The 17,310-nt window shown below is 43.8% G+C and carries 12 protein-coding genes and 1 pseudogene; 9 read left to right on the plus strand and 4 right to left on the minus strand.

Annotated elements, in window-relative coordinates; translation table 11 throughout:
- Positions 1-3: 3 nt before the first annotated feature.
- Genes KFV02_RS09690 through KFV02_RS09705 form a run of 4 tightly spaced genes read right to left on the minus strand, consistent with a single transcriptional unit; the run spans position 4 to position 4,514 of the window.
- Positions 4-1,251, minus strand: coding sequence for an ABC transporter permease (locus KFV02_RS09690; RefSeq protein WP_252381352.1), 1,248 nt, complete (start codon positions 1,249-1,251; stop codon positions 4-6).
- Positions 1,229-1,897, minus strand: coding sequence for an ABC transporter ATP-binding protein (locus KFV02_RS09695; RefSeq protein WP_252381353.1), 669 nt, complete (start codon positions 1,895-1,897; stop codon positions 1,229-1,231). The genes KFV02_RS09690 and KFV02_RS09695 overlap by 23 nt, the downstream gene beginning before the upstream one ends.
- Positions 1,898-1,930: 33 nt before the next feature.
- A complete protein-coding gene (locus KFV02_RS09700) occupies positions 1,931-3,145 on the minus strand; it encodes an efflux RND transporter periplasmic adaptor subunit (protein WP_252381354.1) in 1,215 nt (404 codons plus the stop codon).
- Complete coding sequence (locus KFV02_RS09705) at positions 3,138-4,514, minus strand: phosphomannomutase/phosphoglucomutase (RefSeq protein ID WP_252381355.1); 1,377 nt, start codon at positions 4,512-4,514, stop codon at positions 3,138-3,140. Before KFV02_RS09705 ends, KFV02_RS09700 begins: the two co-directional genes overlap by 8 nt.
- Positions 4,515-4,744: 230 nt before the next feature.
- On the opposite strand from KFV02_RS09705, the gene hflK reads away from it, so the two are divergent.
- The 9 genes and pseudogenes from hflK to KFV02_RS09750 form a co-directional block, all read left to right on the plus strand.
- Entirely contained in the window at positions 4,745-5,839 is a 1,095-nt protein-coding gene (gene hflK, locus KFV02_RS09710) for an FtsH protease activity modulator HflK (RefSeq protein ID WP_252381356.1), read from the plus strand.
- Positions 5,839-6,699, plus strand: coding sequence for a protease modulator HflC (hflC, locus tag KFV02_RS09715; protein WP_252381357.1), 861 nt, complete (start codon positions 5,839-5,841; stop codon positions 6,697-6,699). The genes hflK and hflC overlap by 1 nt, the downstream gene beginning before the upstream one ends.
- A gap of 75 nt (positions 6,700-6,774) precedes the next feature.
- On the plus strand, positions 6,775-7,191 hold the full coding sequence (gene queF, locus KFV02_RS09720) for a preQ(1) synthase (protein ID WP_252381358.1): 417 nt from the start codon (positions 6,775-6,777) through the stop codon (positions 7,189-7,191).
- Between the two features lie 514 nt (positions 7,192-7,705).
- On the plus strand, positions 7,706-8,785 hold the full coding sequence (locus KFV02_RS09725; protein ID WP_252381359.1) for an aminoglycoside phosphotransferase family protein: 1,080 nt from the start codon (positions 7,706-7,708) through the stop codon (positions 8,783-8,785).
- A 399-nt stretch (positions 8,786-9,184) separates the two neighbouring features.
- Positions 9,185-9,811: an adenylyl-sulfate kinase gene (locus KFV02_RS09730; RefSeq protein ID WP_252381360.1), complete on the plus strand. Its 627-nt coding sequence runs from the start codon at positions 9,185-9,187 to the stop codon at positions 9,809-9,811.
- Between the two features lie 8 nt (positions 9,812-9,819).
- Complete coding sequence (miaB, locus tag KFV02_RS09735; RefSeq protein ID WP_252381362.1) at positions 9,820-11,151, plus strand: tRNA (N6-isopentenyl adenosine(37)-C2)-methylthiotransferase MiaB; 1,332 nt, start codon at positions 9,820-9,822, stop codon at positions 11,149-11,151.
- A 152-nt stretch (positions 11,152-11,303) separates the two neighbouring features.
- Complete coding sequence (locus KFV02_RS09740; RefSeq protein ID WP_252381363.1) at positions 11,304-11,798, plus strand: bifunctional nuclease family protein; 495 nt, start codon at positions 11,304-11,306, stop codon at positions 11,796-11,798.
- Between the two features lie 656 nt (positions 11,799-12,454).
- A pseudogene (locus KFV02_RS09745) lies at positions 12,455-12,842 on the plus strand (FAD-dependent oxidoreductase); the annotation flags it as partial.
- A 1,298-nt stretch (positions 12,843-14,140) separates the two neighbouring features.
- A partial coding sequence (locus tag KFV02_RS09750) for a DUF6531 domain-containing protein (RefSeq protein ID WP_252381361.1) occupies positions 14,141-17,310 on the plus strand: 3,170 nt, incomplete at its 3' end.

Consider the following 17,310-nt stretch of genomic DNA (forward strand, 5'->3'; position numbering starts at 1 on the left):
GCCTTATTTACTTTTAAGCGCAGTAATGGGATTAAGGTTAGCTGCCTGGTTGGCTGGTTTTAAACCAAAAATTAGGCCAATTAAAAGGGCCGATAGGCTCGATATCAAAAAAACTTTTAGAGAAAATTCAATTGGTATAATGCCTAAACCTGACAAAATTTGTCCAGTAAGTGTACCCAGGCCAAAGCCGCATATAGCTCCCAGAATAGTTAAAATAACTGCTTCCGTCAAAAATTGGACTCTTATAGCCAATTTGCTCGCACCCAGTGCTAATTTAAGTCCGATTTCATTTTTGCGTTCGTCAACACTTAAGTAAAAGAGATTGGCCAGGACAAATCCGCCAACTATTACAGCTACCGCGGCAGTCACCCCCAGGAAGATTACCAGGCTCCCCTGGAGCATGGCAAGAAATTTTAAGATTTCTTTGGCCGATAAAATAGTGAAGTCATCTGCCTGACCTGGTCCTAGATTGTGCTCATATCTTAAAAGAGCTCTTAGGTTTTGTACATGCTCATCCATAAGTTCCGGGTGAAAAAATTTAACTCTTAAGGCTCGAAAATATTTACGGTCTAAGTTAAATCTTTGTGTTAAAGTTGTAATGGGCATGATGATGCGGTTGTTAATGGATCTTCCTCCTCCACCTGAAAAGTCTCGATAAGCCAGAACACCAATGACCTGGACAGCTAGATTATTGATAAGAATGGTTTTGCCTAATGGATCGGTATCGGGAAAAAGTTGTTTGGCTGGTTCATCGCCTAAAATACATACTTTGCGTGCCCTATGTACGTCGTCATTGTTCAAGTCTCTGCCTAGGGCTAAGGGCCAGTTCCAGCCCTCTGCATAGTTGGCTGTGGAACCAACAACTACAGAGACATTAATGTTTTTATGTTGAGCTTTTACCTGGACATCGTGAACAGCTCGCATGGGAATAACCATATAAGCTCCGGGCAGGGACCTTTCAATTTTTTGGGCATCAGACCAGGTCAAGGTATTTACCCGTTGTCCAACTGCCCGGCTTTTAATGTCTCCCCCTAAGACAAAGACAGCGTCGGGTCCAAACCAGTGCACTACTTCCCGGGCTTTTTTCTGGGCTCCATCAATGGAGGAGATAATGATGGTTAAAGCTGCAATGCCTAAACTGATGGCCAAGACGACAAAAAGACTGCGTAGTTTATAGGCCCAGACTGCTTTTAAGGCCAGTTCAAAATTACGCAGATAAATAATTGTATTATGTAGTTGCGATCTGTCCATCGATAATCTGGATGGTCCGCTGAGCAAAGTTAGCAGTAACCGGATCATGGGTGACCAGGATAATAGTTTTTCCCTGGGCATGAATTTTCTTGAATAAAAGCATGATTTCCTGGCTGGTTTTGGAATCCAATTGCCCTGTGGGTTCGTCAGCAAGGATGAGCTGGGGATCATTGATCAGGGCCCGGGCCAGAGCCACACGTTGTTGCTGTCCGCCGGAGAGTTGGCTTGGCTTAAACTTCATACGATCTTCCAGACCTAGCTGAGTTAAAAGCTCTTTGGCCCTTTGTTCCAACTTTTTTCTTGGCGTTTTACTGTATAAGCCGGGCAAAAGCACATTATCCAGGGCTGTTATATAGGGAACAAGGTAGAAGCTTTGAAAGACAAATCCAATGAGTGAGTTTCTAAGCTTACTTAATTCATCGTCGTTTAACTTGGACACATCTTTTCCCTGTAAAAAATATTGGCCTGACGAAGGAGCATCAAGAAGTCCGATGATATGCAAAAGAGTTGACTTGCCTGACCCGGAAACTCCCTGCAGGGCAACAAACTCGCCCTGCTCAATGTCCAGGTTAATGTCTCTTAAGACCTGTATTTCGTCTTGACCCTGGACAAAGTTTTTGTGGATATTTTTTAATTGAATTAGCATTCAACTCCTTAATTTCACTGCGCAATCAGTCAACTACTCACCTTTCAAAACAACCTGGGTGGCGACGACATCACCCGGTTTTAGTCCGGAAATAACTTCTGTGTAATTGAGTCCGCTTAATCCAAGTTTTGGTTTGACCTGTGAAACAGTACCATCAGGCCTTTGTACGAAAATAACCTGTTTACCCTTGATCCATTTTAGGGCTGAATTAGGCAGGGCCAGAACATTGTTCTTGGTTTTTACCTCAATCTGGCAATGAGCGGTCATCTCTGGTCTTAAAAACCTGGCTTGTTCAGAGGTAATCCGGACTAGTGCCTGGTAATAGACAATATTATCCCTTATCTCTGGTTGAGGATAGATTGTGGCTATTCGACCGGTAAAGGTTTTGTTGGGGTAGGCATCTACGTTGAAGGAGACCTTTTGTTTGGGGCGGATTTCACCCATGTCTGTTTCATCTATATATATCCACATTTCAAGACGCGTAGGGTCTAAAACAGTAATCAGGTTGGCTACCTGGAGGCCAGCGACAACAGTTTCTCCTTCCTGGGCTGTAACCTGGCTGACATAGCCAGTCAGTGGACTGTAAATTTTAGTATAGCTGAGTTTAACCTTTAAAGCATCTAGTTTGGCCTGGGCTTCTCTAATTTCTACCCTGCTTTTTTTGGCTTCAAAAGCAAATTCCCTGTTTAACTCATTTAATCTGGCACTAGCCTGGTTAAAGTTTTGACTTTCAACTGCTAGCTCTTTTTGAGCTCGCTCAAACTCATCTTGAGAAACAAGATTTTCTTGAAAGAGCTTTTCGAGTTTATGGAAATTCGACCTGGTATAGTCTAGTTTGGCTTTGGCTTGGTGCAAAATGGCTTTGGCCTGAGCTATTTTTAAGGGATATGTGGCCTTGATTTTCTCCAGGGCCAGGCGGGACTTTTCCAGCCGGGACTGTGCTTCAACCATGGCTGTCCGAATTTCTCGGTCATCAATTTCAGCAACAAGCTGACCCTTTTGCACCTTATCGCCTACCTTGACCTTCATCTTGGTAATAACGCCGGTGGCTTGGGCCCCGATTTTGACTATGGCTCCTACCTGAGGTTTGATAATCCCGGTAGCCTCCAGGACTTTGCGCACCTGACCTTTTTTCAGGGTGGCTGAGGCCAGAATTTTAGGGCCGTGGTATGAATTTTTTTTCTTCCACCACCAGCCTCCCCCGGCGATCAAGACCAAAACTAAGGTGAGAAAGATAAGTTTACGCATCTTGGGTCAGTTCCTGGATCCATTTCTTTAAAGGTTGTTCGATTAGAGCGCGAATTTCTTCCAGCCGTTTTTCCGATTCAGCCTCAAATCGAAGGACCAAAACCGGCTGGGTATTGGAGGCGCGTAGCAGCCCCCAACCGTCATCAAAAATAATGCGCACACCATCTACGTCGACAATATTGTATTTTTCGCGGAAATAGGCCTGGGCCTTGCTGACAACCTTGAATTTAATTTCTTCCGGACAGTCCATTCGAATTTCCGGGGTATTAAATGTTTTGGGCCAGTCAGATAAATAAGAGCTCAAGGGCATATCCGGCTGTTTGCTTACAATTTCAATCAGACGGGCAGCAGCATAGAGGGCATCGTCAAAACCATAGTAGCGATCAGCAAAAAACATATGTCCGCTCATTTCCCCAGCGAGCAGGGCCCCGGTCTCTTTCATCTTGGCCTTGATCAGGGAGTGGCCTGTCTTCCACATTAGGGGCTTTCCCCCATGCTTTTCTATATCTTTAAACAGAAGGTGAGAACATTTTACTTCCCCGATAACGGTGGTACCAGGATTTTCTTCGAGTACCTGGCGGGCAAAAATGGCTAAAAGTTTATCTCCATAGACAACATGGCCTTTTTCATCTACAACACCAATACGGTCACCATCACCGTCCAGGCCGATTCCAAGGTGGGCTTTTTCTTCAGTAACGATCTGGCTTAAATCTGTGATATTTTTAAGGACAGTGGGGTCTGGATGATGGTTAGGAAAGTCACCATCTGGCTCGCAGTAGAGGGGAACAACTTCTGCCCCAAGTCTTTTTAATAGTTCAACACAAACAAGACCCGCGCTGCCATTGCCGCCATCTACAACCACTTTGATCGGGTTACTTAGTTTGGCCCTGTCGGATAGATGATCCAGATAGGCCGGGACTATGTCCAATTGACTGGCCATGCCTTCACCTTTAGCAAAATCGCCCACCACCATTATTTCATAAATTTTTTGGATTTCTGAGGTATGGATAGTGCTTTCACCGGCCCAGACCTTGAAACCATTAAAATCAGAAGGGTTGTGGCTGGCCGTGATCATGACACCGGCATTTAAGTTTAAGTTTTTAATGGCGAAATAAAATAAAGGGGTAGCCACCATATCCAGAAAAGTAACATCAACCCCGGTGGAAAGGAGGCCATCCATAAGTCTGTTCTGGTATTCCGGTGAGCTGTGTCTACAATCATGTCCGATTACGGCATGGGTGTAGCCCAGAGATAGAAAATAAGTTCCACAGGCTTTGCCAAGGACTTCTACCCAATCACCATCAAAGTCTTTATTTACAATGCCGCGGATATCGTAAGCGCGAAAAATTTCTCTTTTGATCTCTTTCATTGGGTTCCTCCGGATTTTGAAGTTTGGAGATAAAAGTTGAAGAATATAGTTTCTATTTTTAATTTTATCAATATGGGGAGAATAAAGAAAAGATTTACACTTGTAAAATCTTTTAATAGGAATATAGGTGGTGTTTCTAACGTACGAATATTTAGAGTTTAGAGTTTTTGTTCATGGTAATTATCATTTCATGCTCTAGGCTTTATATTTTGGGGAGGTTGAGTAAGTTTATGAATTGGGATTGGGATAAATTGCAGGAACGGCGGCAGAGACAAAATCCCGGGGGTGGCCCTGGGCCTGATTTTGGAGATTTTAATCAAAAATTGAAGCAGATCAAAGGAATAAAATTGCCCGGGGCCAAGATCGTGGTCCTGGTGGTCATTGTCTTATGGGCCTTAAGCGGTATTTACATCGTTGATCCGGATGAGGTGGGGGTTGTTCAGCGTTTTGGCCAGTTTAACCGCATTACCGGGCCTGGTCCACACTATCACATTCCTTATCCCATTGAAAAGGTGCAAACGCCTAAGGTCACACGAATTAGAAGAGTTGAGATAGGTTTTAGAACTCTGCAGAAAAAGACTACTTTTGCTACCAATCAGTATCGATTGGTTCCTGAAGAGTCTCTCATGCTTACCGGCGATGAGAATATTGTGGATGTGCAGTTTATTGTACAATATCAAATAAAGGATCCAAAAAATTACTTGTTTAACATTTCTCAACCCGTAAAGACGGTCAAAGACGCGGCAGAGGCAGCCATGCGTGAGGTTATTGGGTATAATAAAATAGATTCTGCCCTGACAACTGGGAAATTGTCCATTCAGAATGATACACGGGAGCTTCTACAAAATATTTTGGATCGTTATCATAGCGGTATAAAAGTAGTGGCCGTACAACTGCAAGATGTACATCCGCCCAAGCAGGTAGTTGATGCATTTAAAGACGTGGCCAGTGCTAAAGAGGATAAAAGCAGGTACATTAATGAGGCAGAGGCCTATCGTAATGACCTTCTTCCCAAGACTAGAGGTGAAGTGGCCAGAATCATCAACCAGTCCTTGGCCTACAAGGAGAGTGTTGTACGCAAGGCCAAGGGTGAGGCAGACAGATTCCTCGCTATATTGAAAGAATATAACAAGGCTAAGGATATCACTAAAAAAAGAATATATATTGAAACTATGGAGCAGATATTGTCCAACCCAAGTGTGCGCAAGATGATTATTTCAGACAAGGCCTTACAAAGAGTTGTTCCTTATTTACCTCTAAATATGGAAGGCCTCAAAGGAAAATCAACTTCCCCAAAGGGTAAAAATGTAGGAGGGAAGAAGTAATGCCCTATAAAAAGAGCTCTGTGCTGGCTATAATTTTCATCATCTTGCTTTTAGTTGGTTCGCAGTGTGTGTTTACAGTTGATCAGACTCAGAGGGCCATAGTGCTCCAGCTTGGAAAGCCGGTGGGGTCTGATCTGGGACCCGGCCTGCATTTTAAATTGCCCTTTGTGCAGAATGTTATCTATTTTGATCGCCGGGTTTTGGAATATGATGCCCCGCCAGCAGAAGTTTTAACCAAAGACAAGAAAAATCTTGTGGTTGACAATTATTCCCGGTGGCGGATCAAAGATCCCCTGACTTTTTACCGCAGTGTCCGCACTATTTCCAGCGGTCTCTCTCGTTTGGATGACATAATTTATGCTGAGCTCAGGGTGGCCTTGGGTCAGTACTCGCTTACTGAGGTTGTTTCATCCAAAAGAAGCGAGATAATGAGCCAGGTGACAAAAAAGTGTAATAAACTTCTTCAAGAATATGGTATTGAGATATTGGATGTCCGTATAAAAAGGACTGACCTGCCCCCGGAAAACCAGAGGGCCATATATGGTCGGATGCGAGCGGAAAGAGAGCGCCAGGCCAAGCAATACAGGTCAGAGGGTAGGGAGGAAGCGGTTAAAATTAGAACCACTGCAGATAAAGAACGGACCATTATGATTGCCGAGGCCGTGCGAAAGGCAGAGGTATTGCGTGGACAAGGTGATGCTATAGCCACGGCAATTTATGCCCGGGCTTTGGCTAAGGACCCAAATTTTTATCAGTTTCTGCGCACAATGGAAGCATATAAAAAAGGCGTAAACGATAATACCAGTTTTGTGTTTACTCCGGATAGTGAGTTTTGGAGATTTTTAAATAAAAGTAGATAGGTTAGGAGGGCTGAAGCCCGATTTTTTCGAGGATAATGTTGTATATTCCACAACTTAACAAAACGGAGCTAACATATGCGAGATGATGTTTCTTCTTTGACTTTGTTGGGGAAAAGCAAGACTGAGTATCCAACCCGGGTTGACCCTGGGATTCTGGAGACGTTTCCCAATAGATTCCCGGAAAGAGATTACCTTATTACCTTGATTAGTGATGAGTTCACCTCTCTTTGTCCTATGACTGGCCAGCCAGATTACGGAACAATCATTATAAAATACGTTCCTGATAAAAAATGTATCGAGTCCAAGTCGTTAAAGTTTTATTTGTTTAGCTATCGCCAAGAACCAACCTTTATGGAGACAGTGACCAACCGAATTTTAGATGATCTGGTCAAGGCTTGTGAGCCCCGGCAAATGACAGTTGTGGGAAAATTCAAGGCCAGGGGCGGCATAGTGATTGAGATTGAGGCAAGTTATGTTCGTTCAGATAGCTAGATATTCTCAACGCCTGCATAGATGAGTCTGTGGCAAACCTTGCTTAAGAGAGCAATTTTTCATAACTTTTTTCAATCCTGATTTCTTTCATGCTGGTGCAAGTGCCCGGATTCATCTATAGTTTGCTTGCGGGCAGAGCATAATGGGGTATTTGGGATAAATGAATATTCTTTTATTATCGATAGTTATGGTTAATCTCGCAAAACATTTAGCCCATTCACCCCGATGCTCTGCTTACCCACAAGCTTCGCCAAGATGGCTTACCCAGCCCTTTGCAATGCATTCAAGAAACCAGGATTTCTAATCTGGTAGTCAAAATGGGGTTTGGCCACAGACTCAGATAACCTTCCTTATTAAATGTATAGTGTTTAAGGTTACCTTAGACATTATACATTTATCTTTACTCTTTTATTAAGAATAATGCACTTGGCCTATCACCGATCAACTTGCTTGAAACGATTGCATGTTAGACAATCTCATGGGTGAGTTGAGGCAATAAAAAGCGGAGGACCTTATGATAGAGATGAATTTAGACAATCTGGAACAATTTTTAAACGATATTTTACCAGGTGAAGTAAAACTCACAGGCATAGGAGAGATAGGCTCCTTAGATGAGCAAGGAATGAAGGATTTCGGCTATGGAAAACCGATGCTTATTAGCTATGAGCAGGATGGTCAGGTCAAAGAGGCTGTAATCTCGGCAATGCGCGGGGATAAATATGGGCACCAATTCTACTGGGATCGGGCGGCCATTTTAATGTTTCAGTATGAAACCGGAGGGAAAATGGAGCGGCATGTTCGGCCCATTGCTTTGGGGTATATAAATAAGCAGGGCAAGCTCATTCCGGTCCGTGAGCCAAAAGAATTTGTTATTGTCAATGAAAAGGTCGAGGGCAGAGATTATTTTTTAGACCTGGAGCGAATAAAAAAAGGCGATTTTCGCCCGGAAGATCTTGAATTGGCGAAAAAGTTCGCCAGGTGGCTGGCACGTGTGCATAAAGAAAAGAAAGATGATGTCGATCTTTACCTTCGCCGCGTCAGACAGCTAATTGGCGATTCTGAATGTATTTGGGGACTAATTGATGCTTACCCTTATCCTTATGAGCACTTTAAGGAACAAAGATTTATTGCCCTTGAAAAGAAACTCATTGACTGGCGGTGGAAGCTCCGCAAGTTTACCCATCGATTAAGTGTCGTGCATGGAGACTTTCATCCCTGGAATGTGCTGGTCAGAGAAGGGGGAGAATTTTCTGTTCTGGACAGGAGCCGCGGCGAATGGGGAGAGCCCGCAGATGATGTGTCCACGATGAGTTGCAATTATCTTCTTTATGGCCTCTATGATCAGCCTAAACTTGCTGGTCCATTTGAAAAACTCTATTTGACGTTTTGGGAAGAGTACCTAGAATATACAGGTGATGAGGAAATTTTAAAGGTTATTGCTCCATTCTATGTGTTTCGGGGACTGGTTATTGCTTCACCAGAATGGTATCCCAACCATCCGTTGCAGGTAAGAGAGGGCTTATTTCGGTTTATAGAGAATGTGCTCGAAGACGAGAGTTTTGATTATAGGAATATTAATAAATATATGAGTTGAGTGAGCCGTTGTGCTTGGTGAGCCGTGACCAGTGAGGAGGGAAAAGTAAGAGAGCTTGTGGCCGAACCTTTTTATCAATTTAATTTCTATGGTTTATTCCAGTCTTGGTTTCTTTCATGCTGGTACAAAGACTTGGACCTATCTAAAACTTGCTTGCGGGCAGAGCATAATGGGATATTTCGGGTAAACAAAAGTTTCTTTAATTGTCGATAGTTATGGTCAATGTCGCAAAGTATTTAGCCCATTCATCCCGATGCTCTGCTTATCCACAAGCTTCGTTAAGATTGGGTTACCCAAGCCGTTTGTAATGCATTTCAGAAACCAAGACTTTCAATCAGCGGTTAAAATGAGTTTTGGCCACAGACTCAAGAGCGAACTTCTAATCTTGTAAGGGTAAACATGTTGCAATCTACTCAAAAAAATAATTCAACATCCAACTTCCAACATTCAACATTAAAAGAGGGTTGGGCTGTCTGGTTTGTTGGGCTTCCCGGCTCAGGTAAGAGTAGCATTAGTAAGAGGGCGTACGAATATTTGCGGGATAAGGGTTTGGATGTGCTCCATTTGCAGATGGATGAACGCAGAAAAGTATACTTCCCTAATCCAAAGTACACGCCCGAAGAAAGAAGAAAGGCCTATGAGCTCTTTGCCCTGGAAGCGGCTGATTTGGTTCAAAAAGGGCATGGAGTTATTTTGGATGGTACTGCGCCTAAAGTGGAGATGCGCCGTCTGGCCAGAAATAAGATTGAAAAGTTTGCGGAAATTTATATCTCCTGCTCCCTGCAGACGGCCATGGAAAGGGAGAGCAAAAGGCCTGAAGGACTGGTTATGGCCGGGCTTTATGCCAAGGCCCTGGAGCGGAAAAAGACAGGGAGAGAGTTTCCTGGTTTGGGGCAGGTGATAGGCGTGGATATCCCTTTTGAAGAAGAACCACAGGCTGAGCTTGTGGTGAAAAATGAGGGGATAAGTTTGAGAGAGGCAGTTCAGGAGGTGACTAGGTTTTTAGATGGATGGCTTGGTCTATGAGTAAAAAAATGAAATTTCATATTTTTACTTTTGGCTGTCAGATGAATGTCTGTGATTCTGACTGGTTATGCAGGTCGCTGACAGCCATGGGATTTGAACAAGGCGCGGAAGAGGAAGCAGATCTGTTTCTAATTAATACTTGTAGCGTGCGCGAGAAGCCAGAACAAAAAATATATAGTTTGTTGGGTCGGCTTACATCTTATTGGAAGAAAAACAAGGATGTCTTTGTTGGTGTCGGGGGATGCGTGGCCCAACAGGTGGGCAAAAAATTTTTTCAGCGTTTCCCGCATGTACGTCTGGTTTTTGGTACGGATGGCATTGCTATGGTCCCTCAGACCATTTTAAGGCTTATCAGTGAGCCTGAGCTTAGAGTAAGTCTTCTGGATTTTGAAGACTACTATCCGGAGCGGGAGAATAACTGGCCAGAAAAGATGCCTGCTCAAGCCTATGTAAACATTATGCAGGGTTGTGATAATTTTTGTGCCTATTGTATAGTTCCTTATACCCGGGGCAGGCAAAAATCGCGTTCAAGCAAAGCAATTTTAGATGAGTGCAGGACCCTGGTTAATTTAGGAGTTAAAGAAATCACCTTGCTTGGTCAAAATGTAAACAGTTACGGGTTGGACAAGTTTGGAGATGGAGTAAGTTTTGCTGAACTTCTATATCAGGTGGCAGCCATTGACGGACTCAAGCGTCTACGCTTTACCACTTCCCATCCCAAAGACATTGCTGATGAGGTGATAAAAGCCTTTGGAGAACTTTCTTGCCTATGTCCGCAGCTACACTTGCCTTTGCAATCCGGCTCCAACCGTATTTTAAAACTCATGGGCAGAAAGTATACCAGAGAAGAGTATCTGGATATAGTTGATAAGTTGCGCAAAGTTTGTCCTGATATTGCGCTGACCACAGACCTTATTGTTGGTTTTCCCGGAGAGACAGAAGAGGATTTTGAGCAGACTTTGGAAATGATCGAATTGGTGCGTTTTGAAAATTCCTTTTCTTTTAAATATTCAGATAGACCCGGGGTGCGAGCGGAAAAGATGCAGCCCAAGGTCTTAGAAGAGGTTAAAGTTAGGCGGCTTGCTGTTTTACAAGAGTTACAAGAGAAGTTGACCGGAGAGAGTTATGCCGGGCGAGTGGGCAAAATAGATGAGGTGCTTGTTGAAGGTCTAAGTAAAAAACAGGGTAAAGATATGAAATTTTGGCGAGGAAGAGATTCAGGTGGTCGGGTGGTTAATGTCCCCTGTTCAAGCGATAGAGACCTCACAGGAGAAATAGTCAGGGTGAAAATTGTTGAGGCCAAAAAGCATTCGTTGTTGGGTGAATGGGTTGATGAGTGAATGGGATGATTGGTGGATGAGTGAGGGACAGGCTTTCATGCCTGTCAGTACTAGTGTGGGCGGCAGATCCTTATGCTCACCTCTACACCCATACATCCTCAAGATTAACTTAATAAAATAAACCCATCTTCCCAAAGGAGAGGTAATATATGATGGTTGAAATGGAAGTGGTAGGTCTGGCTGTGGATGAAGAGACCAAGATGCCCTTAATTATTTTAAAAGATAAAGAAGAAAAATACATTTTGCCCATCTGGATCGGCGCACTAGAGGCCATGGCAATTTCTATCCCCTTAAACGGCATAAAAATGCTGAGACCCATGACCCATGATCTGCTTTTGAATACTTTAGAAAATCTGGGAGCAAAGCTTGAGCATATCGAAATAACAGAAGTGAAGGATTCCACCTACTATGCGGAGATTGTTCTTTTAAAGGGTGAAGAGAAGCTGCGTATTGACAGCAGGCCTTCCGATGCCATTGCTCTTGCCTTGCGAGCGAAGGTACCGATTATGGTCAGTCAAAAGGTTCTGGATGAGATTGAGGTGGAAAAGCGAGAAAAATATCAGGTTGTTTTGGAGGATGAAGAAAGTAAGAAGTGGGCTGAAATTCTAGAGAAATATGATTTAGAGGATATTAAATATAAGATGTAGGGTGGCGTACTATTTGCTTGTCCCACAAACTATTTTTCTAATAGTAATTTCCGGTGTTTGTCAAAGATGATGTCGCCTGAGTTGGTTTTAAGAGCTTGAAGCCGAATCTTTTTATCAACTTAATTTGTTTACTAAAGTTTAGAGTTTAAATTACTGGAAGTCGGACGCACCTCTCTATTATCGCCAGTTAAGCGAGTAAAAAATATTTTGTAGTTGCTGAATAATTCTTAATTGTCAGGCTATCTTGCCATAAATTGAATCCAGGTGCTGTTTTTTTATGATCATTTTTTGGGACTTTCGGTCCCACAGGCAGCGAACCTTGAAGTTTTGAAAATAAAATCTGATACCAGTAGCTATCCATCCGGCAGTTATTGGTTGCTCTGTACGCCAGGGGATTGAAAAGAAAGACTTTGCTTCCCCTGGCTCCAATACTAAGGACAATAATGGGAGTGAAATTAAGATTCCTGGTCTGAATTTCCTTTTTCTTCTTCTCAATCCATTTTTTATGCTTTTCTACTACCTTTTGAAGGACCTCTTCCCCCAGGGCAAACGCACCTAAAATTCTTGCAGTAGAGGTAGCTCTAGCCGTGTTAAATTATGTCCCCTTACCAACTGGTGTTTCATTTTGGACGGGCCGAGGTTTAAGCTGCTGGGTGATTCATTTTGAGGGCTGTTTGCCTGTCGAGGCCATGGCAGCGCGAGGGGAAATGACTCTGGCTTATGGTCCCCGCTGAAACCAGTGGGGCTTGTTGACCCGCGAACCGGAAAACAGCCTTTTGCCGTTGTCCAGTTAAGGGCTGAAAACCTGGACAAGACTGCCTTTAACCTGGTTGGCTTTCAGACAAAACTCACCTATCCGGAGCAAAAAAGGGTCTTCAGGCTCATTCTGGGCTTAGAGGAGGCAGAGTTTTTGCGCCTTGGGAGCATGCAGAGGATTTTTTATGTTAATGCACCCGAGGTTTTGACTCCGAAGCTTATGCTTAAAAAAAGCCAAATATATTTTTGCCCGGACAGATTACCGGGGTTGAGGGATATCTGGAATCCGTTCCTAAGCATTTCTTCTGAAATCACATCCCTAACCTTTTACTCTCTTATCTTCGTACTCCTCTCCCCTTACAAATTCTTCTCCAAGGAAACATATTTTTCTACAGTCAAAAACGGTCAGGTATCCAGCACTTGTCACATTTATCTATACAGCTCCATGTTTGCTCAGGCCTTTCTGAACGGCTGTCTTTAGGTCTTTATGCAATTTTAACTCAATAACTATTTTTTTAAAGCCCTCCTTAGTCTTCTGTATGGGCAAAATAACAAGCAGGTCTGTCCTTTTCCTTCCGGGTCATATTCACTTAATCTTTCCACAGCTATTAACTATCCGTAGCAAAAAGCTCCGCTGCAAGGGATAGAATTTTATGGCGTATGATGCAGTACTGATAGTGTCCATTCTTGTTGGATCTTTTGAATCCCTTACGTCTTATGATAAGTTTTTTTACAAATAATTTAAATAGATTGCATGTGTCTAGACTGCAATTTATTCTGTATTGATGTCAGGTATTAAGAAATATTTAAATTAATGGTTGACAAATTTTGATAATTGGTTAAGGCGTGATGTATAATAGTAATTTTTTTATTTTTTTTCATATAAAAATTTTTATAATAATATGTAAAAACGTACTCAAACCTCTTTTTATAACTGTCTTATATGTAATAATTTTTGATAATATTCATAGCGAAAAAGATATGTTCTTCATCGTATAAATTATTTATAATCGCTAAATATACTATAGATAGATTTAATATAAATCAAAAATTATTAGTTGTAGTGTCTATGGGTTTAGATTAGCAAAGAGTTATATTTATATTATTGTGGGGCTGACCTCTTTATCTCCGAACTTTTGCATACATTTGTGTAAGGTATATTTATGTTTATGGATTTGGCTACAGGGTCTTCACTGTCTTATCTGGGTATTCTGTGACAACTGTAGCCTGTTAACGCTAAAAGATTATCAAGCTGACTCTTTGGGCCGAATTTGGCGCAGCTTGTCTATACGCATCGAAAATGACTTTAGAAAAGGGTGTATCCGCTGGTTACCTTGATTACGTCATTCTGAGCGAAGCGAAGAATCTCGTTTGCTACGTTAGAGATTTTTCGGTCGTTTCGCTCCCTCAGAATGACGAGGAGTGGAAAATATTTTTGGATTGAAACAACTTGCGGAAACACCTTTTAGAAATAGTTTTTAGGCATACAGTTTTGTCGTTGACAGGCTGGATTGTCGAGCGGGTTAACCTATAAAGATGATCCGGTTTAGCGCTTTAGGCAAAGACATTAAGGAAACAAGGGGGGAATGATGCTTAAGGTGAAAACGGCTTTTTTTGTGATTTCGTTTCTTTGTTTATTTGTGCTTCAGTTAGGGACCAGCTGGGCTCATTCCATCCCCGGACCTGAGGCGGACCGACACAACACGGTTTATTCATACAACATCTCTGAAGTTGCTTTGGATGCAAGCAAACAGTTGCATGTGACCATAAACGTCTACATGTGCCCATACTGCAGCCCGTACAATAACTATGTGAAGGTTAACGTCGTGGGTATTGGGACCAAATATACACGAAACACGCCGGTAGGAACCACATGCACCCGTAGTTTTATCTTTGACGCGTCAAGTTTGAAAGTCGGAGACATAGTCCAGATTAAATCGGACGTGTGGTGCGAGTGGTGCGGCCATTGGCGAGACAGCAAGACGTTTAAGGTCGAACAGAAGATAGTCGAAATGCCCGGGCTGGGCTATAAATGCAACATGACTCTTGTCGAGATAGGCTCATTCGTAAATGTAGCCAATGGAAACCTTTTCTACTCTCGCCAGGTATCCCCGAATCCTAAGTTACCCTTGACACTCAATTACAACAGCCGCTCGAACCGGCAGAGCCGTTTTGGTTTTGGCTGGAATGACAGCGCAGACATTCGCCTTGTCAGAAAAACCGATGGTACGATCATCTTAATCGACGCGGATGGGAGGGAAGAAAAATTCTCTTCAAATGCCAATGGTACTTTCTCTTCGCCACCAGGGAACCATGACTCTCTCAAATTGAACAAACAGGTTCTGTTTTCGGACGACATGGAAAACGGCAATGGATCATGGGCCGCAGACGATCCGTGGGGGCAAGTCACTTCACGTTCGCATAGTTCCAATACTTCATGGACGGACAGCCCGAACGCTAACTATTCCAACAGCGTTCATAAGGCATTGACATTGGAGTTGGACCTTTCCAATACAGCAGTAGCCAGCATGACCTTCTGGCATACTTTTGCCTTGGAAAACGGCTACGATTTCGGCTACATCGAGATTTCTAAAGACGGCGGGGCCAACTGGACTTTGCTCAAGAGCTATACTGGGTACCAGAACGACTGGGCCAAGCAAACCGTCAGCCTCAATAGTTATGCCGGGTTATCCAACTTGTTGTTGCGGTTTCGTTTGATTACAGATTCAAGCGTGACATATGATGGCTGGTATATTGACGACGTCGAAATCAGTGGTGGCAGTAGTTACCAACTTTACCGAAAAAGAGGTAGTATTGTCTGCTTCGATCAAGACGGTAAACCTTATCGAATCGAAGATAGGAATGGCAACGCAATAATTTACACCTATGATGAAGATAAGCTGTCAGCCATTACCGGGCCAGACGGAGATGTGTTGTATATTAGCAATGATTCTAACGGTCGCATCACCCAAATCAGCGATGCCACCGGCCGGGTAACAAGTTTTACCTACGACGCTGACAACAACCTGACCTCCATCACCAACGCGGCGGGCGACACCTGGAAGTTTGCTTACGACGGTGTCCACAATATGATAGCCAAAACCGACCCGCAGGGTCAGACAACCCAATACAGCTATGACAGCGACGACCGGTTGCTGGGCTCCACCGATGCCGCCGGCAATAACCGCACTGTGGAATATGTAAGTGATGCAGTAACAAGAGTCACTGATCCGGCTGGCAATACCTCGGAGTACACCTACAATAATTCCCTGAATGTCATCAGAAAGGTGGATGCTTTAGGCAATATCACGGAATACACCTGGGACGCTGACTTGAACAAAATCAGCGTTACCGATGCCTCCGGCACGATCACTTATAGCTATGACAGCTTCGGCAACATGCTATCCAGGACTGATCAGAGTGGCAGCACAACCAGCTATACCTATGACGCCTTTGGCAATATTCTCACCATTACCGATGCGCAAGGCAACGTCATCTCCAATACTTATGACGAAAAAGGCAACCTGATATCGACCACAGATCCGGCGGGCAACACCACCACCTACCAGTACGATGCCAAAGGCCGTATTATAAGCGTCACCGATGCCAATAAGCGGGTGACAACCTTCGGCTATGACGCAGCAGGCAACCTGATCACCATAACCGACCCCATCGGCGCTACCATCACTATGACCTATGATGCGGCGGGCAACATGGTGACCATGACTGACCCGACAGGCAACATAACCACCTTTACCTATGATGTCCTTAACCGGCTCATCACAATCACCGACGCCAAAGGCAATGTGACCACCTACGGGTATGACAAACTCGGCAACCGGGCATCAATCACTGATGCCAACGGCAACACGACCTTGTTTACATACGATCACAAAGGCAGGGTTACCAAAATTGTTAACGCCCTGGGGCATCTCACTGTTTTTACTTATACCGATGCGGGTTGCCCATCTTGCAGTGATACCGGCAAGAACAGTCCCACATCCATCACCGACGCAAATGAGCAGACAACGATATTCAAGTATGATGCCTTGGGGAGGTTGATACAGGAGTCCGACCCTCTGGGCAAATGGGTCTCCTATACTTATGATGCTCAAGGGAATCTCATCTCCCGGCTTGATGCCAAGGGTGAAAGGACCAGCTATACTTATGACGCCTTGGGCCGGTTGCTGAGTATAACCTATCCTGATGATTCCACCACCTCGTTCAGCTACGATGTCAAGGGCAATGTGATCACGGCCAGTAACCAGCATATTGGTTATGCCATGGAATACGACAAGCTGGGCCGATTGACCAGGATCACTGATTCCTACGATCGGACCATATCATATAAATATGACGCGTTAGGCAACCGGGTGCAAATGACTATGCCGGACGGTGAGTTAGTGACCTATGAATACGATAAAGCTAATCGTCTGTCGAAGACAGTCGGTTTCGCCGGCAGTTTCGGCCTTGACTACGATGAGCTGGGCAGAAGGACCAGCTTGAGATATCCCAACGGCGTCACGACCTCCTATACTTACGATACTGTCGGCCGTCTGGTGGATTTGTTGACCAAAAACGCTAAAGGTGACATTTTAAGCGCATTCTCCTACACCCATGACAAGGTTGGCAATCGTCTGACCAAGACAGAGAGTTATAAGCACCATCACCATAAACATAAGCGTTACGAATATACCTATGACAGTATCTACCGGCTGCTTGAGTCCATGCCGGTCACAATCAAGAAACACAAGGA

The organism is Desulfovulcanus ferrireducens, from assembly GCF_018704065.1.
Lineage (GTDB): Bacteria > Desulfobacterota > Desulfovibrionia > Desulfovibrionales > Desulfonatronovibrionaceae > Desulfovulcanus > Desulfovulcanus ferrireducens.